Annotated in this window: 19 protein-coding genes and 1 riboswitch; of the genes, 12 read left to right on the forward strand and 7 right to left on the reverse strand. The window is 52.3% G+C overall.

The window, feature by feature from the left end:
• Positions 1 to 297 precede the first annotated feature (297 nt).
• Both X474_RS15295 and X474_RS15300 read right to left on the reverse strand, forming a co-directional pair.
• Complete coding sequence (locus tag X474_RS15295; RefSeq protein WP_044350130.1) at positions 298 to 1,392, reverse strand: NADH:flavin oxidoreductase; 1,095 nt, start codon at positions 1,390 to 1,392, stop codon at positions 298 to 300.
• A gap of 9 nt (positions 1,393 to 1,401) precedes the next feature.
• Complete coding sequence (locus X474_RS15300; protein WP_044350131.1) at positions 1,402 to 2,697, reverse strand: nickel-dependent lactate racemase family protein; 1,296 nt, start codon at positions 2,695 to 2,697, stop codon at positions 1,402 to 1,404.
• A gap of 370 nt (positions 2,698 to 3,067) precedes the next feature.
• On the opposite strand from X474_RS15300, the gene X474_RS15305 reads away from it, so the two are divergent.
• From X474_RS15305 to X474_RS15335, 7 genes are all read left to right on the forward strand, one after another.
• Positions 3,068 to 3,799, forward strand: a complete 732-nt coding sequence (locus X474_RS15305; RefSeq protein WP_044350132.1) for a GntR family transcriptional regulator — start codon at positions 3,068 to 3,070, stop codon at positions 3,797 to 3,799.
• A 92-nt stretch (positions 3,800 to 3,891) separates the two neighbouring features.
• Positions 3,892 to 5,421, forward strand: coding sequence for a UxaA family hydrolase (locus tag X474_RS15310; RefSeq protein ID WP_044350133.1), 1,530 nt, complete (start codon positions 3,892 to 3,894; stop codon positions 5,419 to 5,421).
• Between the two features lie 43 nt (positions 5,422 to 5,464).
• Complete coding sequence (gene ilvD / locus X474_RS15315; RefSeq protein ID WP_044350134.1) at positions 5,465 to 7,129, forward strand: dihydroxy-acid dehydratase; 1,665 nt, start codon at positions 5,465 to 5,467, stop codon at positions 7,127 to 7,129.
• Between the two features lie 310 nt (positions 7,130 to 7,439).
• Positions 7,440 to 8,516, forward strand: coding sequence for a TRAP transporter substrate-binding protein (locus X474_RS15320; RefSeq protein WP_044350135.1), 1,077 nt, complete (start codon positions 7,440 to 7,442; stop codon positions 8,514 to 8,516).
• Between the two features lie 123 nt (positions 8,517 to 8,639).
• The gene (locus tag X474_RS15325) at positions 8,640 to 9,161 is read left to right on the forward strand and encodes a TRAP transporter small permease subunit (protein WP_052515263.1); all 522 of its coding nucleotides are present in this window, start codon (positions 8,640 to 8,642) and stop codon (positions 9,159 to 9,161) included.
• A 12-nt stretch (positions 9,162 to 9,173) separates the two neighbouring features.
• Entirely contained in the window at positions 9,174 to 10,559 is a 1,386-nt protein-coding gene (locus X474_RS15330; protein ID WP_044350136.1) for a TRAP transporter large permease, read from the forward strand.
• 192 nt (positions 10,560 to 10,751) lie between these two features.
• Entirely contained in the window at positions 10,752 to 12,449 is a 1,698-nt protein-coding gene (locus X474_RS15335) for an L-lactate permease (RefSeq protein WP_044350137.1), read from the forward strand.
• A gap of 76 nt (positions 12,450 to 12,525) precedes the next feature.
• Here the strand turns inward: X474_RS15335 and X474_RS15340 are convergent, their stop codons facing one another.
• On the reverse strand, positions 12,526 to 13,332 hold the full coding sequence (locus X474_RS15340; protein ID WP_044350201.1) for a mechanosensitive ion channel family protein: 807 nt from the start codon (positions 13,330 to 13,332) through the stop codon (positions 12,526 to 12,528).
• Positions 13,333 to 13,577: 245 nt separating this feature from the next.
• Here X474_RS15340 and X474_RS15345 point away from each other — a divergent pair, with 245 nt between their 5' ends.
• A complete protein-coding gene (locus X474_RS15345) occupies positions 13,578 to 14,567 on the forward strand; it encodes a radical SAM protein (RefSeq protein ID WP_044350138.1) in 990 nt (329 codons plus the stop codon).
• Positions 14,568 to 14,950: 383 nt separating this feature from the next.
• Here X474_RS15345 and X474_RS15350 read toward each other — a convergent pair whose 3' ends face one another.
• Together X474_RS15350 and X474_RS15355 are read right to left on the reverse strand one after the other, a co-directional pair.
• Positions 14,951 to 15,709: a PEP-CTERM sorting domain-containing protein gene (locus X474_RS15350; RefSeq protein WP_044350139.1), complete on the reverse strand. Its 759-nt coding sequence runs from the start codon at positions 15,707 to 15,709 to the stop codon at positions 14,951 to 14,953.
• 80 nt (positions 15,710 to 15,789) lie between these two features.
• Positions 15,790 to 15,869: riboswitch (cyclic di-GMP riboswitch) on the reverse strand.
• Positions 15,870 to 16,024: 155 nt separating this feature from the next.
• On the reverse strand, positions 16,025 to 17,389 hold the full coding sequence (locus tag X474_RS15355; protein WP_052515264.1) for an MFS transporter: 1,365 nt from the start codon (positions 17,387 to 17,389) through the stop codon (positions 16,025 to 16,027).
• Between the two features lie 532 nt (positions 17,390 to 17,921).
• Here X474_RS15355 and X474_RS15360 point away from each other — a divergent pair.
• From X474_RS15360 to X474_RS15370, 3 genes are all read left to right on the forward strand, one after another.
• Complete coding sequence (locus tag X474_RS15360; protein ID WP_231688341.1) at positions 17,922 to 18,677, forward strand: FadR/GntR family transcriptional regulator; 756 nt, start codon at positions 17,922 to 17,924, stop codon at positions 18,675 to 18,677.
• Positions 18,678 to 18,805: 128 nt separating this feature from the next.
• Entirely contained in the window at positions 18,806 to 20,221 is a 1,416-nt protein-coding gene (locus X474_RS15365; RefSeq protein ID WP_044350140.1) for a sigma-54-dependent transcriptional regulator, read from the forward strand.
• A gap of 185 nt (positions 20,222 to 20,406) precedes the next feature.
• Positions 20,407 to 20,844, forward strand: a complete 438-nt coding sequence (locus X474_RS15370; RefSeq protein WP_044350141.1) for a hypothetical protein — start codon at positions 20,407 to 20,409, stop codon at positions 20,842 to 20,844.
• Position 20,845: 1 nt separating this feature from the next.
• Here X474_RS15370 and X474_RS15375 read toward each other — a convergent pair whose 3' ends face one another.
• Positions 20,846 to 21,784 (reverse strand): homocysteine S-methyltransferase family protein, encoded by a 939-nt coding sequence (locus X474_RS15375; protein WP_197282138.1) that lies wholly within the window; start codon positions 21,782 to 21,784, stop codon positions 20,846 to 20,848.
• Positions 21,785 to 21,961: 177 nt separating this feature from the next.
• On the opposite strand from X474_RS15375, the gene X474_RS15380 reads away from it, so the two are divergent.
• Positions 21,962 to 23,944 carry a GNAT family N-acetyltransferase gene (locus X474_RS15380; protein WP_082464407.1) on the forward strand — a complete coding sequence of 661 codons (1,983 nt, stop codon included), beginning with the start codon at positions 21,962 to 21,964 and terminating at the stop codon, positions 23,942 to 23,944.
• Positions 23,945 to 24,217: 273 nt separating this feature from the next.
• On the opposite strand, the gene X474_RS15385 is transcribed toward X474_RS15380, so the two are convergent.
• Complete coding sequence (locus X474_RS15385; protein ID WP_044350143.1) at positions 24,218 to 24,670, reverse strand: CBS domain-containing protein; 453 nt, start codon at positions 24,668 to 24,670, stop codon at positions 24,218 to 24,220.
• Between the last annotated feature and the right edge of the window lie 6 nt (positions 24,671 to 24,676).

Consider the following 24,676-nt stretch of genomic DNA (forward strand, 5'->3'; position numbering starts at 1 on the left):
TCCACTTTTAAAGCGGGGTTGTCTATTCATCATAAAGGCAGTCTATAAAGAAGCATAGTCAACCACAGGTAAAAACAATTTAACTACCGATTTTTAAGAGCACTTCCCTGAAAAAGCTACAAGGGGATGTGCGACGCTTTTCAATTAATAATATAGTGTAACACGGATATTTTAAATGTCAGAAAACGTGCTGATATTGGCAAAATCCAGAAGGAAGGGACTTAAGCTTTTTTAAAAGGCGGGCAGGTAGTTTAAACCGCCGAAGGCCCCCAAAACAGGCCTCCGGCGGTAGTTAAATCATTTCTCAAGATGGGGGCAAGAAACGCCTTTGCCCGCATAGATTGGTTTGTAGCAAAGATTGTCCGAAAGGCATTCGGCGGGCCTGGTGTCTCCTTTTTGCCAACGCTTGATCAGGTCCGGCTCTCTGATCAAGGGACGACTTAACGAGATATAATCACAAGTCTTTTCATCAAACAATTGTCTGGCAACATCCAGAGATCTGATGCCGCCCACCAAAATCAAAGGGCAGCTGATCTGAGCCCTCACCGCCTTGGCCTGGTTTCTGTAGTAGGCTTCTGTTTGCGGAGTAATCTTTCCCGGCCTGGCCGGACGGAACTTGGGGTCCAAAAGGTTGCCCCCGCTCATTTCAATGGCATCCACCCCGGCCTGGCTCAAAAGGCGGCATGCCACCAGGGAATGGGCTTCGGAAAGTCCGCCGTCTAAAAAATCGCCGGAATTTATCTTGACCAGTACAGGGTAATCTTCCCCTACCTGTTTGCGGACAGCTTCATAAACCTCTAACAACATTCTGGCCCTTTGTTCAATGCCGCCGCCGTAAATATCTGTGCGACGATTGAAAAAAGGCGAAAGGAACTGGCTTAACAGATAGGTGTGGGCTGCGTGAATCTGAACCCCGTCAAACCCGGCGTCCTTGGCCCTTTGGGCGGCCAGGGCAAAATCCCGGGTCAATCGGGCGATATCAGAAACCGTAAGGGCCTCCACCTTTCTGTTGTAACCCTGGGCTGTGGCCGAAGGGGCCACTGCCGGAAGGCCGCTCAGTTCGGTATTGGCCAAAAAACCGGCATGGGCAAGCTGAGCCGCCACCTTGCCTTTGTTTTCATGCACAGCCTTGGTGAGCCTTTCATAGCCCGGCGCCAGGCTGTCATCATAAATCCCAAGCTGGCCCAAACCGGCCTTGCCCTGAATCGTTACATAGGCATGGCTGGCGATGATAAGCCCAACTCCGCCCTTGGCCAACCGGGCATAGTATTCAATCAACTGGTCGGTGACCGCCCCTTTTTCATCGGCCATGCCTTCCCAAGTGGCGGAGCGCACAAAACGGTTGGCCAACTCCATGCCCGCCAACCGATTAATTTCAAACAAATCAGACATATGCCATCCTCACGACACCCCGCAGGCTGCGGCCGGGCGGGGTATTACATAAGGCCCTTCGGGGATTACAACCACTTCCCTGTCCTCTATCTCGTTTACCCAGGCGCTTACTTCAGCGGACAGGTCCATGACTCTGTTCACACCGGTGAGCTCATGATCTTGATCGCCAAGGCCTTCGGTGAACAGGTAAATCCCGCCCGCCCTCATGGCCTTGACCTGCATCTCTGTTTGCCATTCATCTATGTCGGCCCTGGCCTTGGGCAAAAGGCTTGCCAAAAAAGCCTCCGGACCCATTTGGACCAGGCGCCTTTGAGCGTCTATAAAATCGTCTGAGCCTATTCCTTCGCTGCAAGCCGAGGCGATGAACATCCTGCCCCCAGGGGCCAGGGCGTCCATGGCCCCCACCATGCCCTTCACAGTCTGGTAATAGGTGCTGTCCAAAGGATAGCCCGCACCTGATGTTATCACTGTCCGGTATTTTTTAGTCAATGGTATTTCAGTATAGGCGCGAATATATTTAACCGCTTTCAAGTGGCTTTCCCTGATCTCCCCGTAACTGAAAAAGCAGGGACGCCTTTTTTCATCTATCACTACGTTTACACAAAGCACCTTGCCCAAACGCGCCACTATATCCAGTTGTTCCTCATGCAGCGGGTTGCCTTTAAGTATGCAGTTGGCGGCCTTGGGATTCTCTAAAAAAGTGGCGGTGTGGATATGGCCTATGGTGTTTTTGTGACAAATGCCCGGTACGATAACCTTGCGTCCGCCCGAATAACCGGCCATGAAATGCGGTTCCACCAAACCGGTGACAATCTTCAAATCCGCCTCAACAAAACGCCGGTCCAAAAGAATCTTTCCCCCGCTTTGGCTCATGCCCAGAAAAACATGATCCTCGTCTTTCTTGGCATAGTGGTTTTGAACCTTTACCGTATTCAAGACCCAATCGTTTCCGATCAGTTCCCTTAACTCGTCGTCCAGATTGGGGCGATGCAGACCTGTGGCCACCAGCACGGTTATGTTGCCCGGCTCCATGCCTGCTCTGATCAACTCTTTGATGACAGGCTCCAGAATAAGCCCGTTGGGCACCGGCCTGGTTATATCGCAGATCAAAATACAGGCTGTATTTTGGGACTTAGCCTCTTTTTGAAGGGAGTTTGCCGCAAAAGGCTCTGTCAGGGCATTTTCCAGGGCGGCCTTGGGATCAGCCAGCACAGGCATGGTTTTCTTTTCGATCAGGTGAATACCCAGATCGTCCGGCAAGGCCAGAACCAGGCCCCTTCTGCCATAATTCAGAGTGATCTCCACTTTGTTTTGACCTCCCCGGCAAACCGGTATCGGAAAATTATTATTCCCCTATACAAGTTCGGGTCAAAAAACTTTTTGAAACCGGTTTTTTAAAAGGTTGAGTGCGCCTTGGATAAAATTCATATCACAGAGCTTCCGCCAGCGTCAACGTATTGTTTGAAAAGATCTTTTTTGCAATATTACAATAAGTTACAAGGAAGGATAATTTTATTCTTGACTGTTGACACCAGACGATGCATATGTATACAACAAGTTGTTGTATACATATGCATCACACAGGTTGTATATATATGCAGTAACTTACTCATATCCTAATTACCGGCTTAATCAGCCCTTGGGCGGGGAAGTATTTAATCAGGAGATTCAAGAAGTGCCCTCAGAAACAATATTCAAGCTCAAGCGCATTCGCTCCCGGGGCAATCTGGCCGAAAAAGTCTACCAACGACTCAAAGAAGCCATCATCAGGGGACACCTGCCCCCGGGCTGTCTTTTGCAGGAACAGCTTGTAACCAAGGCCATGAGCATCAGCCGCACACCTCTTAGAGAGGCTTTCAACCGGCTGAAAGCGGAAGGGCTTATTGAAGTCACCACCCATAAAGGAGCCAGGGTGGTGGAGTTGAATGCAGGTGAGTTGGATGACCTGTTTGAAGCCAGGGAGGCCATTGAAACCCTTTTCTTCGAACGCTCGGCCAAAAACATAAGCAAGGAAAGCCTGCTGAAGATAAGAGACGACCTGGTTCAGGCGGAAGAAAAGATTCATCAGGCTGTGGATCCCGAGGAGCGGGAACAGGCCATGCACCACTACCTGAGGCTGGACCGTGCCTTCCACGATGAGTTGATAACCGCTTCCGGAAATAAATACTGGCAAAAGGTCTATCTGAACATCAGGGACAGAATTGAAATCTGCGGCTACCAGGCAAGTCAGAAAGACGACTTTCAGATAGTCATGGATCAACACCTGGCAATAATCGACGCTCTTTTACAAGGGGAGACTGATGAAGCCTGCCGGATAATGCGCAGACACATAACGGCAATGAGAAAAAGAGTGGAGGATTTTGCAAAAGAACTCCATCCCCAAAGTCAAGGGGGGCGGCCTGAGTAATCCGCCGATACGGATAACAGGGCCGGGCATAATTTTTCACCAACCTCTTAAGCCGCCAAAACCAAACGGCGGTCATTAATTGGAGAGTCATCTTGGCTGAAGCCAAACCCAGAGTCATCCGCTTGAGGGATGAAGACAGTGTAGCCCTGGCCATACGGAAACTGGACCAGGGAACCGAAATCGAAGAGCTCAACCTCACCACCGGCCAGGAGATCCCCAGCGGTCACAAACTGGCGGTAAAGGCTATAAAAAAGGGTGAGCCCATCACCAAATACGGTCAGGTAATCGGCTTTGCCTTCGAAGACATAAAGGTCGGTTGCCACGTACACACCCACAATGTGGAGGTTAAGGCCTTTAAGCGGGATTACGCCTTTGGATCAGAGACCAAGGAAACCGAATACCTGCCTGAAGACCAATGCGCCACTTTCCAGGGCTACCTGCGCCCCGACGGCCAGGTCGGCACCAGGAATTACCTTGGAGTGCTGGCCACGGTCAACTGTTCGGCTGGGGTTTCCCACCTTTTAAGAAGGGCCATCAGCCAGGAAGAGCTGGCCAAATTCCCCAATGTCGACGGCATTGTGGCCCTGGGCCACGGCAGCGGCTGCTGCCTGCCGCCCGACAGCGAGGCCCTGGCCCAACTCAGGAGGACCATCGCCGGTTTTGCCCGCCACCCCAACTTTGCCGGAGTGCTTCTGGTGGGGCTGGGCTGCGAAGTGAACCTGGTGGACACCCTGGTGGAAAAGGAAGAACTCATAACCGGCCCCAGGCTGCGCACCTTAAATATCCAGGATCTGGGCGGCACCGGCAAAACCGTGGAAAAGGGCGCCGAAATCCTGCGGGAGATGCTCATCCAGGCCAACCAGCAAAAACGCACCCCCCAGCCCGCCTCCAAGCTTAAGGTGGGGTTGGAATGCGGCGGCTCCGACGCCTATTCCGGCCTTACGGCCAACCCCACCCTTGGCGCGGCCATGGACATTTTGGTAAAAAGCGGCGGCACAGCCGTTTTGAGCGAAACGCCCGAGATCTACGGAGCAGAGCACCTGCTCACCAGAAGAGCGGTTTCCAGGGAAGTCGGAGACAAGCTGGTTAAGCGCATTCGATGGTGGGAAGAATACACAGCCCAAAACGGGGCCCAGATCAACAACAACCCCACTCCGGGCAACAAGGCGGGCGGCATCACCACTATCTTGGAAAAATCCTTAGGTGCAGTGGCCAAGGGCGGCTCCACCAACTTAGTTGATGTGCTGCTTTATGCCGAGCCCATCACCCAAAAGGGTTTTTTATTTATGGATACTCCGGGCTATGACGTAGTCTCCATCACCGGCATGGCCGCCGGAGGGGCCAACCTGATCTGCTTCACCACAGGCAGGGGCACGGTGTACGGCTGCGAGGCAGTGCCCACCCTCAAACTGGCCTCCAACTCAGATATTTACAACAGACTTGCCGAAGATATGGACGTAAATTGCGGAACCATACTCGAGGGCGAGACAACAATTCCGGAAAAAGGCAAGGAACTGTTTGAACTGATTCTGGAAACAGCCTCAGGCAAGCAGACCAAAAATGAAAAATGGGGTTTCACGGGCCATGACATGGTGCCATGGCACCTTGGTGCGGTCCTGTAGCCAAACCCGAAAACGCCGAACCTTCCAGGAGGAGGAAAAAATAATGATCAGTGATCGTATGAAACAAGGCCCGCAGCGCCTGGCCCATCGCTCGCTCATGCGCGCCCTGGGTGTGGACAAAGACGATATAAAGCGTCCCATTATCGGTGTGGTCAACGGATTCAACGAAATCATTCCCGGTCATCTTCATTTAAACGATCTCGTCAAGGAAGTTAAGGCCGGGGTCTATATGGCCGGAGGCCAGCCCCTGGAATTCCCCATGATCGGCGTTTGCGACGGCATCGTCATGGGCCACGAGGGCATGCGCCAGTCCCTGCCGAGCAGGGAAATGATCGCCGACAGCATTGAGCTGGTGGCCAGGGGCCATGCCTTTGACGGCCTGGTTATGGTCACCAACTGCGACAAGATAGACCCCGCCTGTCTCATGGCCGCCGCCCGTATTGACATCCCTTGCGTGATCGTAAGCGGTGGAGCCATGCTGCCCGGCGAGTACGCAGGCAAAACCATGGACGTAGCCACTGCCTTTGAGGCCGCGGGCAAGCTGGTCAAAAACCAAATAACCGAAGAAGAGGCCTATCAGGTCGAATGCGGCTGCTGCCCCACGGTCGGCTCCTGTGCAGGCCTTTTCACGGCCAACTCCATGAACTGCATGATAGAGGCCTTGGGCATGGGGCTTCCCTTTAACGGCACCATCCCGGCCCCCTACTCTGACCGCCGGATCATTGCCCGGGACAGCGGCAAGGCCGTGGTTGAGCTGGTGAAAAACGATATCAAACCCTCCAAGATCCTGACCAGGCAGGCATTTTTGAACGCCATCGCCGTGGATATGGCTATCGGCGGCTCCACCAACACCCTCTTGCACCTGATGGCCGCTGCCCAGACCGCGGGAGTGGACCTGACCCTGGAAGACTTTGACAGGATCGGCCGCCAGGTTCCCAACCTGTGCCATATCAGCCCCTCGGGCGAACACCGCATTGTGGACCTGCACCATGCCGGAGGCCTCCCCGCCATTCTGCGCCTTTTGGGCGACAAGGGCCTTTTGGATCTTTCCGCCATGACCGTGACCGGCCGGACCATGGATCAGTCCATTGGCCAGGCCCCGGTCCTGAATGAGACGGTGATCCGTCCCTTTGACGATCCCTACGCCGCTCAGGGCGGCCTGCGCATATTGCGCGGCAACTTGGCTCCCAAGGGGTCGGTGATCAAGGTTTCGGCCCTGCCGGCGGACTGGCAGGGGCACAGTGGACCGGCCAAGGTCTTTGAATGCGAAGAAGACGCAGCCGACTTTGTCTTCTCCGGCCAGGTTGAAGCAGGCCAGGTTCTGGTTATCAGAAACGAAGGTCCCAAGGGCGGCCCCGGCATGCGCGAGATGCTGGTCCTCACCGCCGCCCTGGCAGGCATGGGGCTCAGCGAAAAGGTGCTCTTGCTCACCGACGGCCGTTTCTCGGGCGCATCCAGAGGCGCCAGTGTGGGTCACATCGCCCCTGAAGCCGCAGACGGAGGCGCAATAGCGGCGGTTAATGACGGTGATGTCATTGAACTCAACGTAGCCGAGAGGACCCTTGACCTCAAGGTTGACGAGCAAGAGATCAAACGCCGCGTCGCGGAATACAAGGTTCCTGAGAAACCGGGTATAACCGGGTACCTGCGCAGGTACGCTGCCAGTGTGGGCGGCGCGGATATCGGCGCTGTCTGGAAAGAAGATTAATAACGGGGGCTGTAAGGGTTTGGTTGCCTTTACAGCCCTTTTTCATTAGGGGTTATTTTTTTTACAGTCAATTCAGACGATGTTGCATATTTTGACATGTCTAATTTGACATTAGGACTAAGTTAAGTTGATCCAAATAATTACTAAGTTCTGCTATCGGTTTTTAAGGGAGAGGCCGGTATAGGCCTTCCCCTTTGAAAGCCGGGGAAGATAGGCAAACCCGGGAGGCGCCACCGGCCGCAGCAAGCCAAAAGAAGGCCGCTAACCGGTAAAGACAATGTCTGGTTATTTTCATTAAGGGAGGAACGAGATGCCAAGATTGAAATCCTTAACCCTGCTGGCAACAGCCGTGGCCCTGGCCCTGTTCATGTGCGCCGGTCCCGCAGCAGCCAAGGTGGTCGTCAAAACCCAGCTTCTTTACAACACATCCCTGCCCTGCTTAGGAGAGTCCACCCCCTGGTTTGCCGAGCAGATCAAGATTGCCAGTGACGGCCAGCTTCGTTTCAAGCTGTTTGATCCCGGCAAACTGGTTCCCCCCATGGAGATTCTGGAATCCGTTTCCAAGGGCCGCATCAACGCCGGTTCCACGGCCGCGGGTTTCTGGGCAGGCAAGATCCCGGCAGCTCCCCTTTTCTCCTCCGTGCCCTTTGGCCCGGAAGCGCCTGAATACGTTGCCTGGCTCCTGGAAGGCAACGGCATGAAGCTTTATCAGGAGATGTATGACCAGGCCGGTTACAACGTCAAGGTGCTCCCCATGGCGATCATAGCCCCTGAAACCGCCGGTTGGTACACCAAGGAAGTGAACAGCCCTGAAGACTTGAAAGGCCTCACCATGCGCTTCTACGGCCTGGGCGGCCAGGTTATGCAGAAGCTGGGCGTGAACGTTACGCTTCTGCCCCCGGGTGAAATCTTCCCGGCCCTGGAGAAAAAAGCCATCGACGCCACCGAGTTCTCCATGCCTTCTTTGGACAAGAACCTGGGTTTTTACAAAGTCTGCAAATACAACTACTATCCCGGCTGGCACCAGCAGGCCACCATCACCGAGCTTTTGATCAACAAAGATTTCTGGAATAAAAAACTTAACGACTCCCAGCGCAAGCTGATCGAGCTCACCTGCATGGCCACGGTCCTTAAGATTCTGGCCAAGGGCGAAGCCACCCAGGCCGCCATCATCAGGAGCAATGCTGAAAAGCACGGCGTGAAAAACATGTACTACTCCAAACAGATGTTGGACACCTTCCGCAAGGCCTGGGAAGAGGTTGCCAAAGAGCAGGCGGAAAAAGACGCCTTCTTCAAGAAAGCCTATGAGGATTTGACCGAGTTCCGTAAAAACTACTCCACCTGGAGCCGTTTGGGCTTCCTGCCCAGGGACACAGGCGCTGAGTAGCATTTTAAAACACCACGCTTGATTCTTCCCGGTGCGGGGTTTTTCCACTCCCCGCGCCGGCCAAGTAAAACCCTTGGCTTCAGGCATCCCGGAGTTCAGACACTGGGATGTGCGGTGCAATCAATGGATTCAAACAATACGAAGGCGCCGGAAATAACCCGAAAGATGGATAATTTCATCACCCGGGTCGGACATATTACAGCCTGGCTGAATGTAGTTTTGATAGCCGTAATCATCGTCCAGGTGGTATTGCGCTATGCCTTTGAAATGGGCATGGTCTCTTTGGAAGAGATGCAATGGCACCTGTATGCCGTATTGATAATGCTGGGCCTTTCCTATGACGTAGTACATGACGGCCATATCAGGCTTGACCTTTTACACAGAAAATTTTCCAAACGCACCAAGGAGCGGGTGGAATTCTTTGGCCTGCTTTTCCTGGTCGCACCCATGGTGGTGGTGATTTTCATCCATGGCCTGGATTATGTGGGCACATCGATTAGAGTGGGGGAGAGTTCAGACTCCCCCCTGGGCCTGCCCTACCGCTGGATCATCAAGTCCTTTATCCCCATCAGCATGGCGCTTTTGGGCGTGGCCACGGTCTCCCGCATGATTCGGGCGGCCAAGACGGCCTTCTGCAAGTCCTAAGGAGGTCTTTAAGTGGAAGTTGAACATATCTTAGTCATAGCCATGTTCCTGACCTTCATCGGGCTTTTGTTCACCGGCTTCCCCATTGCCTTTGTGTTGGGCGGTGTGGCCATGCTTTACAGTCTGGTCGGATATCTGGCTGACATTTATCTGGATACAGCCACCGGGCTGGACTTCAACATGATCGGCATGGTGGTCAACCGAATATACAAACTCATGAGCAACTGGGTGCTTGTGGCCATACCCATGTTTGTCTTCATGGGGCTTATGCTGGACCATTCGGGCATTGCCGAACGCATGATGAAAAATATGCAGGACCTTTTCGGCAAGGTTCGCGGGGGGCTGGCTATTACGGTGGCCTTGATCGGCATCATTTTAGCCGCGTCCACAGGTATTATCGGGGCCTCGGTGGTCTTGCTCGGCGTACTTTCCCTGCCGGCCATGCTGCGCCAGGGATACAGCAAAACCCTTGCCCTGGGAACAGTGGCCGCCTCCGGCACCCTGGGTATTCTGATACCTCCGAGCATCATGCTGGTGATCATGGCCGACCAGCTCAGCCTTTCGGTGGGCGATCTGTTCATGGGCGCAGTCTTCCCGGGAGTTATCCTGGGAGCACTCTACATTGCCTATATTCTCATAACCGGCCTGGTCAAACCTCAATCAGCCCCGCTCTCCCCGGAACTGCGGCCCTTGAATATGAAGGTCTTTATCGATGTGCTTAAGACCATCATCCCCCCGGCCGGACTTATACTCCTGGTTTTGGGATCCATATTCGCGGGCATGACCACCCCCACCGAGGCCAGCGGGGTGGGCGCCCTGGGAGCCATGCTTCTGGCCGCCTACAACAAGAGGCTGAGTTTCAAGGTCATCAAACAGGTGACCATCGACACCTTCAAGACCACAGGCTATATCTTCGGCATCTTTGTTGGAGCCACCTGCTTTGCCCTGGTCTTAAGGCTCTTGGGCGGCGACGAATTGATTGAAAACGCGCTCACCGGTCTGCCCCTGGGGCCCTACGGCATTGTGGCCGTTATCCTGGCGGTGGTGTTCTTACTGGGCTTTTTCCTGGATTGGATTGAGATCAGCCTTATCATCCTGCCTCTTCTGGCCCCGGTTATCAAATCCCTGGGATTTGAGATAGACGGCTACGGCGTGGTTGACAACCCGGAGCTGGTCTGGTTCACCATTTTGGTGGCAGTGACCCTGCAGACTTCATTCCTGACACCACCCGTGGGTTTCGCCATATTCTTCCTGCAGGGTGTGGCGCCCAAGGAATGCACCTTAATGGACACCTATAAGGGAGTTATTCCTTTTGTTATCCTGCAGGTGACAGGACTTGCCCTGGTGACCCTCTGGCCCCAGCTTGCCGTGTGGCTGCCGGCGATTGCCTATGATTAAAGGGAAGTCATTCCCAACCGGCCCGCAGCCAATATTCACAAGGCTGCGGGCTTTTTTTACCGCCGCAGGGATAAAAACATCCCAGCGAAAAGATAAATTTAATCTGCTATAATCCCATCTGCCCTTTTGGGAAAAAGCTAAAGATACAGACCTTCACAGACTTACTCCAACCAGCCCAAAGGTAAACACGTTATGCCCGGTTTCACTGCCCCTATTCTGGCCGCCCTTCCCATAGCGCTCGCGCTTTTTCTGATGGTCGGTAGAAAATGGCCTGCCACCAAGGCCATGGCCCTGGCCTGGCTGGCCACTATCCTGACCGGTTACGGCTACTGGCAGATGAGCCCCGGTTTTCTTTTGGCCTCCAGTCTGGCCGGCATGGTCAGCGCCTTAAATGTATTGATAATCGTTTTCGGGGCCATGGTCATCCTCTACACCCTGCAGCAAAGCGGAGCCATGAGTGTCATCCATCAAGGGCTCAGCAATTTAAGCCCGGATCGCAGGGTGCAGACCATTATCATTGCATTTTTGTTTGGGGCTTTTCTGGAGGGAGCCGCCGGGTTTGGAGCACCGGCGGCCATAGCGGCTCCACTTTTGGTGAGCCTCGGCTTCCCAGCCCTGGCCGCGGTGATGGTCTGTCTGGTCTTGAATTCCTTTCCGGTGAGTTTTGGGGTGATCGGTACGGTCATCTGGTTTGGCCTGAAAAACTTAGCCCCGCAGATAAACCAGCTTGCAGGACATGGCCTTGCCTCAGGCATAAACGGCATGGCGGGCTATGAAAGGCTGGTGGGTGAATGGGCAGCCATTTTCAACCTACCGATCATTTTTCTTTTGCCCCTTTTCGTGATTTGTTTTTTAACCCGGTTTTTCGGAATGGAAAAAAGCTGGAGCAAAGGACTGGGGGCCTGGAAAATTTCCTTGTTCGCTTCCTTTTGCTTTGGACTGCCCTATGTCCTGACCGCCTTTTGGCTTGGGGTGGAGTTCCCCAGCCTGGCCGGGGGCCTGGTGGGCATGGCCCTTGTGGTGGGAGTGCTTAAAAAAGGATGGCTTTCACCCGCCGAAAACTGGGACTTCTCACTGAGCGCCCCAAAGGAAAAAACACCTCAAGTAAATCAAGCCCAGCCCCGCTCCCCTGAGCTTAAAAGACCTGCTCTAAGCCAGTTCAGGGCCTGGTCACCCTACCTGATAATCGGCCTGATCCTTTTAGTGACCAGGCTGGAAAACCTTCCCTTTAAAGCCTGGCTCAATTCGATTGTCATTTCGTTTCCGGCAATTTTAGGGCACCCCACTGTGAACGTATCCCTTAAACCGTTTTATCTCCCCGGGATCAATCCTTTTTTATTGGCAGCCCTATTGTGCATATTTCTACACCGCATGACAAAAAAACAGGTTAAAGAGGCTTGGCTAAAGGCGGTAACAGGCCTGAAAAGGCCTGCCATTGCCCTCTTCTTTGCCGTGGCCCTGGTGGAAATATTCAAACAATCGGCCCACAACCCCATGCACATGCCTTCCATGCCCCTTTGCCTGGCCAACGCCGGTGCTGATGCGGCCCAGGGGGCTTGGCCCCTTCTTTCCCCTCTGGTGGGAGCCCTGGGGGCCTTTATCACAGGTAGTAATACAGTCTCCAATCTGCTTTTCAGTGATTTTCAATTCAATATCGCCCGCAATCTTGAATTGCCCACCCAGATTGTAGTTGCCCTGCAGGTGGTGGGCGGATCCATGGGCAATATGGTTTGCGTACACAATATTGTGGCGGCCTCGGCCACAGTGGGATTGGTTGGGGCTGAAGGGGTTATTATCAAAAGAAACGTTTTGCCCCTGTTTTTATATGCGGCAATAGTCGGTGCAGCGGGATTGTTATTTTGCCGGTTCTTGGCGGGAAGCTTGTTTTAAGCCAAACCAGCCAGGGTAAAAAAGGAAAAAGGCGCGGCCTGTAAAAGGTCCGCGCCTTTTGTTATAACAATCAGCCTCAAGCGGCCTGTTCTTCCTTTTTCATGTGCACATCCATCTGCGGGAAAGGAATACCGATTCCCTGCTTGTCAAACTCAAGCTTTATCATCTCTGAAAGATCCCATTTGGCCTTCCAGTAATCATCCTTATCCACATGGACTCGCACCGCCAAATTAACACTGCTGTCGGCCAGCTCCAGTACAAACACCTGGGGGGGAGGATCTTTTTTGGCCCTTTCATATCCCTCGACCAAGCGGTTCAAAACCTCTTTGGCCTTTTCTATATCATCGTCATAACCTATGCCCACCACCAGATCGGCCCGCATCACATCCCTGACCGAATAATTAATCAAACGGTCCCCAAAAACCTTGGTGTTCGGCAGGATAACCGTGCGCCCGTCCGCACACTTCAGGATTGTCTGCATTATGCCTATTGATTCCACCGTGCCGACCATGCCGTTGGTTTCTATGACCTGCCCCAGGTTAAAAGGCCTGAAGATAAGGATCATTATTCCGGCGGCCAAACTGGAAAGGTTGGATTGCAGAGCCAGGCCCACAGCCAAACTGGCCGCACCCAAAACCGCGATAAGAGAGGTGGTCTCAAAGCCCAGTTGATTGAGGGCTGCCATGATCACAATAACGATCAGGAAAAACTTGGTCAGTTTGCCCCCAAACGAGACCAGGGTTTGATCCATATTGCCCTTTTTCATTGCCTTTTGAATGGCCTTTGTCATAAATTTTGCCGCCCAAAGACCTAGAACCAAAATGGCCAGGGCCCCAGCCACTTTTAAGCCATAGAGAGTCAACCAGCCTTGAATTACCTCCACTGAAAACCAACCTTTCCAAGCCCGCAAATTAACTATTCTGGGCTTAATCTTTGGTAATTTAAGCAAAAAACATCCTTGACCACAAAGATCAAGGGTATAGAAAGGCATTTGGAAGCGCCTTTAATTATTGTAAAGGAAAAAAATTTATGTATTAGCAAAAAATAATTTCAAGAAAGTTATAATTTGACACCCATCCCAATAGGTTGAAAAATAATTCCATCGTAAAACCATTACAAAGGGGAGTCATGCAAACCTTTAAGGCCCCCGGCCGCCTTTTAAGCGGAGGATTGATTACCAACTACAAGTGCCCCTCAAAATGCGCCCATTGCCTTTATGCCTGCGGGCCTGAACGATCCTGGCAGTATATTGATTATGAGACCGCTCTTGCCTGTTTCAGGCAAGCGTCCCGGTTGGGAGCCGGTTCCATGCATATTGGCGGAGGAGAGCCTTTCCTTAATTTCAAAGGCCTGGCCAGGGTGATCGAGGCGGCCGGAGACGCCGGGGTTAAGGTGGATTATGTGGAGACCAACTCAGCCTGGTTTACCGACCATGAAACAGCCTGTCGAATCTTGGGCAATTTGAGGCAAAAAGGGCTGACAACGCTTTTAGTATCCATAAGCCCTTTTCACAACCAATTCATCCCCTTTGCCAAGGTGCTCGGCGTAATCAGGGCATGTGAAGAAACCGATCTCAGAGTGTTTCCCTGGATAGCTGATTTTATCCCAGAAATCAGGTCATTGGATGTGGAAAGCACTCACGGCCCTGAGGAATACATGAGAAAATTCGGCGAGGATTACCTGGCTGCCCTGCCCGGCCGCTATTGGGTTCACATGGGGGGCAGGGCCGCTTTGACCTACAATTCGCTATGGCCCCCAAAACCCCTGGAATCTATTTTGGAAGACACCCTTCCTTGTCCTGAACTCTTTGATGTCTCCCATTTTCATATTGACCCGTATGGCAATTACCTGCCCGGCCTTTGCACAGGCCTGGCCCTTGGCATGGAGCTTTTGGGTTCTACTCTCTCCCAAAACGACTTTCCTGTTTTAGGTGTTTTAGCAGCTAAGGGAATTGCAGGGCTTTTTGATTTAGCTCAAAAGGAAGCCGACTTTGAACCCCAGGGGGCCTATTTAAATAAATGCGCCCTATGTCTGGATATAAGAAGTCATTTGGTGAGGCGAGGCTATCCTGCCCGAGAACTCCAGCCCAAGGGATTTTATCGGGCCCTTGAATCATGAGCAAAAAAAGAGCCGCCATTTAAAAAGGCAGCAACTATTACTTGCGGCCAAGGTCCTCCTGGACTTCGGTAGAGGCCAGTCAACAAAGACAATTTTTTCTAACTGGTTCGAATTACTCGCCTAATGGTCTCGCAATTCGGCGGGTGTTCATTCGGGGTCCCCAAAACGCTTAGCGTTTTAGGGGTGTTCATTCGGGGTCCCCAAAACGCCTAGCGTTTTAGGGGTGTTCATTCGGGGTCCCCAAAACGCCTAGCGTTTTAGGGGTGTTCATTCGGGGTCCCCAAAAAATCAACGATTTTTCAGGGGTGTATCCTTGGCCCGCAAAAAAAGAGCCGCCTTTTGGAAGGCGGCTCTTTATTAATCAATTTTGTTCTAAATCAGGTTCAAGCCTTGGCAACCTTGCCCTTTTTGTTCTTACGGCGGCGCACTACGCCCGCACCGAACAGGGCGGAGCCAAAGAGAATCATGGTGCCTGGTTCGGGCACTGTGGAAGGTACGGACTTGCTGGCCAACATGAGTTCCTGGGCCCTGCTCTCGGAGTCCATCTTGTAGACATCCTTGGCATTGGCAGACCAGGTAATGCTGTCAAGACCAATGACGCCGCCGTATTTGGTGGGCAAGGCGTTCAACATGGACTGGGCCAGTTGCCGGATCCAGTAATTAGTGTTGTAGGTCAGGTAAAAATTACCCGAACCAATATCAAATCTGCTGCTGCCGGTGTCATAGACAATGCTCCAGACTGCCGACTGCAAAGCCGCAATGGTTGTACTCAAACTATAATTACCTGTGCTATTGCCAAGCCCGGGCGCAAATTGATGGATTAACCAGGCCGCTTCTTTCTGGTTCTGGTTAAACGATCCAAAGGTCTGCAGGTTGCCCACGTTATAGGTGCCCGTGTCTATTGAATTGCTCAAGTCCACACAATATCCGATAGCGTTAAAGTCTCCGCCACCGGAAGTGTAATTCTTAAGGGTGACATCAAATTGGGCGGTGCTGCCTGAGTCATAGGTGCCGTTCAAATTGTAGGAAACATTACTGCCCATAGTATAGGCCACATCCATCTGCACCGCCTGCGCGGCCAATGGAGTGACCACAAGCAAAGCCAAGGTCGCAAAAATTGAAACGATGATGTTTCTACGCATGACTACCTCTCAAATGCGCGGCTTGTTTTTGCCCCCCTAACCGACCTTGGCTGAAAAACAAAAATCCGGGCCGCCGATTTGGAGGCAACCCGGCCATCTTTAAATTAAAGATCCGTTGGCTTTCCGTCCCCGCCTCACGACGGGTTTGGCTTTTTCTCATTATTTTTTTATGACCAAACCGCCACACCATCCCTGAAGGGCAATTCGGCCACTATACCTACAGATAAGTGATAGATTAAAAAAGCCTATAGTATTTGTCAATATATATGTGCCTAAAAAGGTTTTTTTTTGTATCGTCCAGTAGATTCTTATCATTTAAACATTATACGACTGCGGGTGAGTATCCCTTGCCAGGCAGATTGAAACCAAGGCTATGGCAAAACCTGCCAGATAAATTAAAAATGCGCTGCCATAGGCCTCAGTGGTAAAGGCCTGGGCCGCTCCGGACCGCCACTCCAAAACCCAGCCGACCAGCGGTTGCAGTAGAGAAGCCCCCAAAAAGGGGAATACATTCACCACACCGGTTGCAGTCCCGGCCAAATGCAGAGGGAAAAGTTCTTTCACCGTGGTGACGCACATAACGGCAATGGAGGCCGCGGAACAGCCAAAGATGACAAACCAAAGATAAAAAACCCAAACCGGCAGGCTGTCTATAAAAAAGGTGAGCAAAAACATCAAAAAAACATTAATGGAACTGGCGCCGATCAAAACCTTTTTGCGGGAGTCCAACACCTTATCTGAAAGATAACTCAAGGCAGGAGCGCCCAGGATCAAGCCCAAGGCAATCATGGACAGTATGCCGCCCACCTGAGACTTGCTGAGCCCATACACCTGTTGCAGGTAAGGGCCTCCCCATAGGCCGCCAAAGCTGAAGAAAATGCCGTTGGTCAATAAATTCCATATGGCCAAAGGCCAAAAGGCGGGTGTTTTACAGACCTGGACCACCCCCTGCCAAAGTTCCCGGATACTTTGTTCTTTGGGTTCGATCCGCAAGGAACTCACCGATGGAAGTCCCATCTCTTCCGGGGTGTTGCGCACAAAAAACCAGATGCAACCGGTGAGAAGCATGGATAATGCCCCTATGGCCAAAAAGCATCCCCGCCAACCCAGCAAGTCGCTTAAAAAGACCAGGGGATCGGACGAGGTGTAAACACCTATCCCCCCAACCGCCATTATCAGCCCGGTCATTTTGGCAAACTCGGTTGCTGAAAACCACGAAGTAAGGATTTTTAAAGTAGCCACAAAAACCATGGCCACCCCCAGGCCCACCAGGGTGCGCCCAACAATTGCCCACAACAGACTGTCCGCCAGTCCGAAAACAATGGAGCCCACTGCCGCCAAACCGAAAAACAGGGTGATTGAGCGGCGCGGCCCCCAAGAGTCGCTTAACATACCCACAGGGATCTGCATCACTGCGTAGGCGTAAAAATAGGCCGCGGCCAATGCCCCCATGGCAGTAGCTCCAACCTTTAAGTCGGCCATCATCTCGACCGCTATCACGGCTGGTGAGAGTCTGTGGAAATACACGAAAAGGTAAGCCACCGCCAAGGTGGAAAACACAACCCAGCGATACCTGCCGGGGCCGTTCCCGGGTGCTGGACGGTTAACTTGCTTTTGCTTGGCTGAAGATGCAAGGCCATGGTTGGGCCGGGGCTGATGCCTGCTTGATTGGGTGCTCACGTCTCTCAGATCCTGTTTAGGTGTTTTTTATTGACCTTTTTAAAGACACACTCATCTGTCCGAACTAAGCGGATGTCGTAAAACCCGTTATGGGCACCCAACAGCGGCCTTTTCTCAACTGGTTGTTGGCCAATCAGCCTGCCCCAAAAAAGGATCACAACCAAAAGCCTTAACGCCACTGGAAGGCTGGAGGCGCTGGTTTGGCCAGGGCCTTAAAACAAAAAAGTGTTTTCAGGGAATTTGGCTCAAGCGTGTTATGTATGCCCTATTTGAACCTTATTGAAATCCTCTTTAACATTTGCCTGGGCAAGGCGAACATGACCTGCCTCACCCCACATATAGTTGGTAAGAGGTTTTGCCTTTTGATAAAATGAATTTGCTAAAAAAGCTTTGGATATTAATCTTACTGGCCAGAAAAAAAGCGTCAACCGTTTGAAATGATTATTTATCCAATATAACATCTTGAACGCGGACCTTTGATCCGAGTTCTTATTTTTTCTGGCATATTCCCCCGGGAGACTTGAAATTGTCCGTGACCATCCAAAAAATTAGAAGAATACCCAGCCTTTACGAAGAAGTGGTGGATCGGATTAAAAAGGCCATTTTTGCAGGGGAATACCGTTCCGGCGAGGTTTTACCCAGCGAGGTGGAGATGGCCGAACAATTGGGGGTCAGCCGCCCCGTGGTAAGGGAAGCATATAAGTCCTTACAATCTTTAGGATTTCTAGAGATACGCCGAGGCACCAAAGGCGGAGCCTTTGTCTGCGACCTGGATAACTTAAGCTTTGCGGAAAACATCTCGGACCTGATCAGACTGGGAAAAATCAGCATAGACAACCTGGTGGCCACCCGCCTGTTTCTGGAACCTGAAATTGGACGACTGGCCGCCACCCACGCCACCCTGGAGCAGTTGGATGGGCTGGCTGAAATTGCACAGGAATATGCCGACGTAACCAACCCCAGGGATCAGATCAGGCTTAACTCCAAATTCCACCGATTCATAGGACGCGCCTGCGGAAACCCTTTATTTTCAGTGCTGCTGGACAGCATCATGGACTTTACGGAAACCTTTCTGGAATCCATTTGCCCTCAAAACAAGGTTTTGCATCAACCCCAGGAACACATGGCTATTCACGCCGCACTCTGCGCCCGTGACCAGGACTTGGCCCGGGAGTTGGTTCACAAGCACATCAGCAATATATCCACCCGCATGCACAACCTGCAAAATTCCTATTTAAAGGGCTTTTCCGAACAGGAAAGCAAGCAGGAATCCGAACCCGAAGGTTAACAATGGCCTTGCCCGCAAAAGATTAACTCATTACAATTAAATCATACCAGACTTACATCCGAGTGATTGTAGGTTTTCTTATTGCCGGATCAGCCAGGTTAAACCCTAGACAATCAGGCAAAATACAAATGTCAGAAATCCTTATCATCGATGATGATCAAGCCATCTGCGACCTCTTGACTGAACGCTTAAGCAGGCTGGGGCACGAGGCCAGCTGCGCCACTGATCTTGCCGGTGGTCTAAGCGCTGCTCAAAAGGGAAGTTACGAGGTCATATTCCTGGACGTATGTCTGCCCGACGGCAATGGCCTCATGGCCCTGCCGAGCCTGCGCAACGCGCAAAGCTGTCCCGAAGTGATAATCATGACCGGCCAGGGAGATCCCGACGGAGCCGAGTTGGCTATCAAAAGCGGGGCCTGGGATTATCTTGAAAAAGGCAATTCTCTATCCGACATTCCCTTGATATTGAACAGGGTGCTGCAATACCGCCGGGAAAAGGCCTCCACCAGACCGATGGTGGCGCTGAAGCGCCCCGGCATTGTGGGCAACAGCCCCAAAATGCTCAAATGCTACGATCTTCTGGCCCAGGCCTCGGCCAGCGAAATGAATGTCCTGATCCAGGGGGAAACAGGCACCGGAAAAGAACTCTTTGCCAGGGCCATACATGAGAACAGCAGCCGCAGCCAGGAGCCCTTTGTGGTGCTCGACTGTGCGGCCCTGCCCGAAACTCTGGTTGAAAGCATCCTCTTTGGTCATGACCGGGGGGCCTTTACCGGCGCGGACCGCACTCAGGCGGGCCTGATCAAACAGGCGGACCAAGGCACCCTTTTTCTTGATGAGGTGGGCGAGCTGCCTTTGAACGTGCAAAAATCCTTTTTAAGGGTGTTGCAGGAACGCAGTTTCCGGCCGGTCGGCAATCAAAAGGAAGTTAAAAGCGATTTTCGCCTGGTGGCGGCAACCAACCGCAGGCTGCAGGACATGAGCGAGGATGCATCTTTCCGCAAGGACCTGCTCTACAGGTTGCAGTCTTTGGTTATTCCCCTGCCCTCACTGCGTGAGCGAAAAGACGATATTAAAGAAATCGCGGTTATGCATATTGCCCGCCTTTGCGAACGTTACAGCATCAAAACCAAGGGTTTCAGCCACTCATTTGTGGATTTATTGCAAACCTACTCCTGGCCGGGAAACGTCAGGGAGCTGATCAACGCCTTGGAGCACTCCATTATCGCGGCCGGCGACTCTCCCACCTTGTTTGAACGCCATTTGCCGGAGGCAATGCGCATCTCCCTGGTCAGGGCCTCTTTGGCAACCCACCTGCCCGCCCCCCAAAACCAGGAAGACCTCCCCAATGAAAAAGACGGGCATCTGCCAAGGTTGGCTGAACTGATCAACTCCGAGACCGCCAAATTGGAAAAATGGTATTTAGCCGAGCTTATGAACCGCACCCAAGGCGACCTGAAACAGGCTTTAACCATCTCCGGCCTGGGGCGCACGGCCCTATACGACCGCCTGAAAAAATACGGCATCTCCCGTCAAGGGTCCTGAAAATCCGGTATATGCGAACCTCGTACGGAACTTCCGGATAAATATAAATATCTTTAGCCACCCGGCCCAAGCCCCGAACCAGTAACCACCCGATAGTTAGAGCATATCTGCCATATACTGCCTTCAGGCACATTTTTTGCTGTTACAGATCCAAAGCGACCCAATTCCCTAAGGCAGGTGCCAAGATGCTCTTTATTCTCTATAGTCAAGAACCGAAACTTTTTTACCAAAAGCTGAGTTTCCCGGCGCTTAAGGTTTCCTCCCAGACAAAGGTGGAGGAGTACAGCAACCTTGAAGAACTGGAGGCAAGGTTAAAAAAACCACTGGGCAACACCATGATTGCCCTTTTGGTGCTTAAAACTCCCCGCGAACTGGACCGGGCCCTTTATCTGACGCCTTTGTTGGCCGATTACAAGGTGATACTGGTTCTTCCGGAATTGACCGCAGGGCAGGTGGGAAAGGCCCTTTTGTTAAAGCCCAGTTATTTCACATCCCTTGAAAGCGATTATTCGGACCTAAAGGCCGTATTGAAAAAAATGTTGAATTTTGAAAGGAAAACAAGCCGGGCCTCTTCGATTCATGATCTCTATGTCTCTCACTTGACCAGGCAAAAGGCCTCCTGAATCAAGTCGTTGTTTTTTTATATTGAAGTATCAATTCCTTCAGGTGGTCACTTGTAGTGCCGCAACAACCGCCCAATATGTTTATGCCGTGTTCCATATTCAAGTCGAGCATTCCCCTGACCCAAGCCTTAAGGTCATCAGACTCAAGGGACTTGGCGTTATCCAGTTGGTCATGATCCAAAGACGAGGCATTGGCCTGGTATCCCATGAGCCTGGCCAAGTTTTTTGGCATCATCTCCTTTGGCTTAAGAAAACTGGGATGGGCACAGTTGATCATGAATCCCAAGGGCTTCTGGGGACCCGTTTTCCGATCAATGGTTGCAAAGGCCTCATCCAGGCTGGTTCCGTCCAGAATCCTTCCCTGAGAATTAATTACAAAACTGATTATATATTCCAGACCGGTGCGGGAAAGGGCCTGAGCCATGCCCAGGGCTTCATTTAAGCAAGGCAAGGTGGCGGCCATGAGATAATCAACCCCGGAACCCGCCAGCGCCCTGGCCTGGGGTTCGTGAAATAAAAAGGCTTCTTTTTGGTCAAGCCCTTCTTCGGGCCGGTAGCTGTCGTTTTTACAACCCATAAGACCGCCGATCAGCACCTTGTCCGCCCTTTGGCCGTATTCTTCACGCAGTTTGAGTAAAAAGCCGGCTGCCTCGGCATTGAAATCAACCGAAAGGCCCTCTCCGGCCAGGCGTTCGGGATTGGCCCTCCAGGTGGGGGTGGCCAACAATATCGGCAGATTATGCCCCACTGCCAGATCCACGAATCCCTTATACAATTTTTTTAATGCAGCCCGACCACCTGGCTCTGTTACCAAAAGGGCGTTCTCCAGGCTTGGATGTAGTTCCACCCCGCCTCTGCGCAGGCTCTCTATCACCGCCGCCTCCATTAAAACCAGATCGTTGGCATCAAGACACTCGGCTAATTTTTTTTCTGTATTCACCGCCTCTTCCTCTCCCATATACTTATCTCTAGGGCATGAACCGTAATTCAGGTTTGGCTGGACACATAAACACCGGCATACTATCCTTTGTCAAGGACAACAGGTCGGCCGCTGACTTCAAAGGCTTTAGCCCAATTAAGGATAAAAGGTTTTTCCATTTTGCCCAGGGGTGCGAAAATGGCCAAGAAAAACATACCTCCCTGGAAAAAAAAGATCGTCAGCCCGGAAACGGTTCTGAAAAAACTGGAACCCGGCATGAGTATCTTTGTCAGCACTGGTGCGGCAGAGCCCCGCACCATGATCAAGCATCTCATGGAGAGTGATGACGGCAACCTCCAGGACCTGGAACTCATTCAGCTTTTGAGTTTCGGCGAAGCGGTGGGCGCAGGCGAGGCAGTGGCCAAAAAATTCAGGCTTAAAACCTTTTTCTCCGGTTGGGTGGCGGGAGAGGCCATTACCTCGGGCAAGGTGGACTTGATTCCCAGCCGCTTTTCCCTGATACCCAGCTTGATCCACACAGGCCAGATACCGATAGACGCGGCTTTTGTTCAGATCAGCCCGCCGGATGAGTCAGGCTATGCAAGCCTGGGCATGGCAGTGGACGTGGCCCGCCAGGCAATGAGCCGGGCCAGCCTGGTGGTGGGAGAGATCAACCCCAAGGTGCCTGTGACCTTTGGCGACACCTTTGTCTCTGTGGATGAGCTGGACTACCTGGTGGAATCCACTGAACCGCCGCTTTATTTTCCCCGCTGGCCGGTAGGCGATGTGTACAACAAAGTGGCGGCAAATGTGGCCTCCGTAATTGAGGACGGCAGTTGCCTGGCCTTTTCCATAGGCCCTCTTTTCGAAGCCCTGGCCAAGCATCTTATGTGCAAGAAAAACCTGGGACTGCATACGCCAGTCTTTACAGACGCCCTTATGGATCTGGTCAAGTCCGGGGCGGTGACCAACCGGGCCAAGGGTATATTCAGGGGTAAATGCCTGGTCTCCTACGCCATGGGCACCAAGGAGCTTTTATCCTGGCTCAATAAGAACCCGCTGGTGGAGTTCCAGGGCATGGATAAGGTCTTCCATCCCATGGGAATCGGTCAGAACAGGAAATTCGTGGCGGTTTTTCCGGCCCGCAAGGTGGGGCTCACCGGCCGGGTGGCCCTGCACGTGGGTAAGGGCAACGTCACTGCGGGACCGGGAGAAGGCATGGATTTTATTAACGGAGCCGAACTCTCCCCCGGCGGTTTCACCATATTCGCCCTGCCCAGCCGCAACCTTAAAAACGAACCCAACATAAAGGTTTCCATAAGCGACTACCCCAATATATTCACCATGCGGGAAGCGGTTCACATGGTGGCCACCGAATTTGGAGTAGCCACCTTGGACGGACGCACCGTGCGGGAAAGGGCCCAGGCCCTTATTGATATCGCCCACCCCGAAGACAGAAGCGAACTGGTGGAAGAGGCCAAGGCCAGGAACATGATTTTTCCGGACCAGATCTTCCTGGCCGAATCCGCCCATCTCTATCCCTCTGAGATATCCTTAGACCATGTCTTTAAAAACCAGGTCTCTGTGCATTTCCGGGCCATACGCCCCTCGGATGAGGAAGAGATGCGCAGGCTGTTTTACCGTTTTTCCGACGAATCGGTTTATTACAGATATTTCAGCCCCATACGCTCCATGCCCCATGCCAAGATGCAGGAGTATGTCAATGTTGACTACCGGACCACCATGTCCATTGTGGGGATAGTCACTGAACGGGGGCAAAAGAAACTCATCGCCGAAGGCCGCTATACGCGTTATCCCAATCGTCCCTTTGCGGATGTGGCCTTTATTGTCGACGAAAAATACCAGGGACTCGGCATAGCTTCCTTTACCTTAAGCCTTTTGACCCAACTGGCCCGTGAAAGAGGGGTGCAGACCTTTACCGCGGACGTCTTGAACACCAACCGAGGCATGATGAAGGTGTTTGAAAAAAGCGGGCTCAAATTCAAGGCCCATTTGGAAGGGGGAGAATATCATCTGGAAATCCCCTTGGGCGAACCTGAGCCGAGCCAGGAGATCACAGGCAGAACTCCGCCCCGGGGGAGCGGCAATAATGAAAACACCCTGGGGCTGGGCAGGGCCATCCTGGCCAGATTGGGCAACAGAAGCAAGGAAAAGCCCTGAATCAAGGGGGCAAGGCACCAAGACAATTCCGTTTGCAGGAATAAAAAAGCAAGGCCCGGCAGCCTTGCTTTTTCAGGCTGTTGACAAACAGCCTGAACGCGGGCCATGGACGGCCCGCCGAATTGCGATGATTTCTTAAGACGAGTAATTCGAGCCACTTGGCAAAACCGCGTTTTTGCCAAGTGGCCTCTGACAAAGTCCAGGAGGACTTTTTCTGCAAGCTAAAAAAGCAAGGCCCGGCGGCCTTGCTTTTTCAAATTCTTCTCAAGTCGATTAGTTGGGCATAAGGGTGCGCAGCACATCCTCCTTGCCCACCACCCCCAACAAAATACCGTCTTTTTCCACCGGCAGGGTATGGTAGTTACTGTCCACCATAAGGCCGGCTACATCTTCTATGCTGTCCTCCGGCCCCACAGTCACAGGTTTTTTGGTCATGGCCTGTTTAACCGTGGATGCGGCGATCTTGTCTACTTGAGCCTGAATCTGGTCCATGGAGGTAAAGGAGATATAACCGTCCAAGATAGTGAAAATTGAAGGTAAAGGTAAGCGTTTCTGCTGGGCGATCAAATCACTTTGACACAAAATTCCCAAAAGTCTGCCCTTTTCATCCACTACAGGGGCTCCATTGATGCGGTTTTTCAAAAGCAATTTGGCAGCCTCTGTGATCTCTGTCTCCGGTTTAAGAGTGATAACATTTGAACTCATGATGTCTTTGACCTTGAGCATGGCGGC

This window comes from Dethiosulfatarculus sandiegensis (assembly GCF_000931935.2).
GTDB classification, from domain to species: domain Bacteria; phylum Desulfobacterota; class Desulfarculia; order Desulfarculales; family Desulfarculaceae; genus Dethiosulfatarculus; species Dethiosulfatarculus sandiegensis.

Bases quoted from the DNA above. Each gene is read 5' to 3' on its own strand.
- X474_RS15365 (WP_044350140.1), top strand. From the start codon at position 18,806: ATGTCAGAAATCCTTATCATCGATGATGATCAAGCCATCTGCGACCTC.
- X474_RS15350 (WP_044350139.1), bottom strand. From the start codon at position 15,709: ATGCGTAGAAACATCATCGTTTCAATTTTTGCGACCTTGGCTTTGCTT.
- ilvD (WP_044350134.1), top strand. From the start codon at position 5,465: ATGATCAGTGATCGTATGAAACAAGGCCCGCAGCGCCTGGCCCATCGC.
- X474_RS15320 (WP_044350135.1), top strand. From the start codon at position 7,440: ATGCCAAGATTGAAATCCTTAACCCTGCTGGCAACAGCCGTGGCCCTG.
- X474_RS15385 (WP_044350143.1), bottom strand. From the start codon at position 24,670: ATGCTCAAGGTCAAAGACATCATGAGTTCAAATGTTATCACTCTTAAA.
- X474_RS15370 (WP_044350141.1), top strand. From the start codon at position 20,407: ATGCTCTTTATTCTCTATAGTCAAGAACCGAAACTTTTTTACCAAAAG.
- X474_RS15335 (WP_044350137.1), top strand. From the start codon at position 10,752: ATGCCCGGTTTCACTGCCCCTATTCTGGCCGCCCTTCCCATAGCGCTC.
- X474_RS15345 (WP_044350138.1), top strand. From the start codon at position 13,578: ATGCAAACCTTTAAGGCCCCCGGCCGCCTTTTAAGCGGAGGATTGATT.
- X474_RS15380 (WP_082464407.1), top strand. From the start codon at position 21,962: ATGGCCAAGAAAAACATACCTCCCTGGAAAAAAAAGATCGTCAGCCCG.
- X474_RS15295 (WP_044350130.1), bottom strand. From the start codon at position 1,392: ATGTCTGATTTGTTTGAAATTAATCGGTTGGCGGGCATGGAGTTGGCC.
- X474_RS15325 (WP_052515263.1), top strand. From the start codon at position 8,640: ATGGATTCAAACAATACGAAGGCGCCGGAAATAACCCGAAAGATGGAT.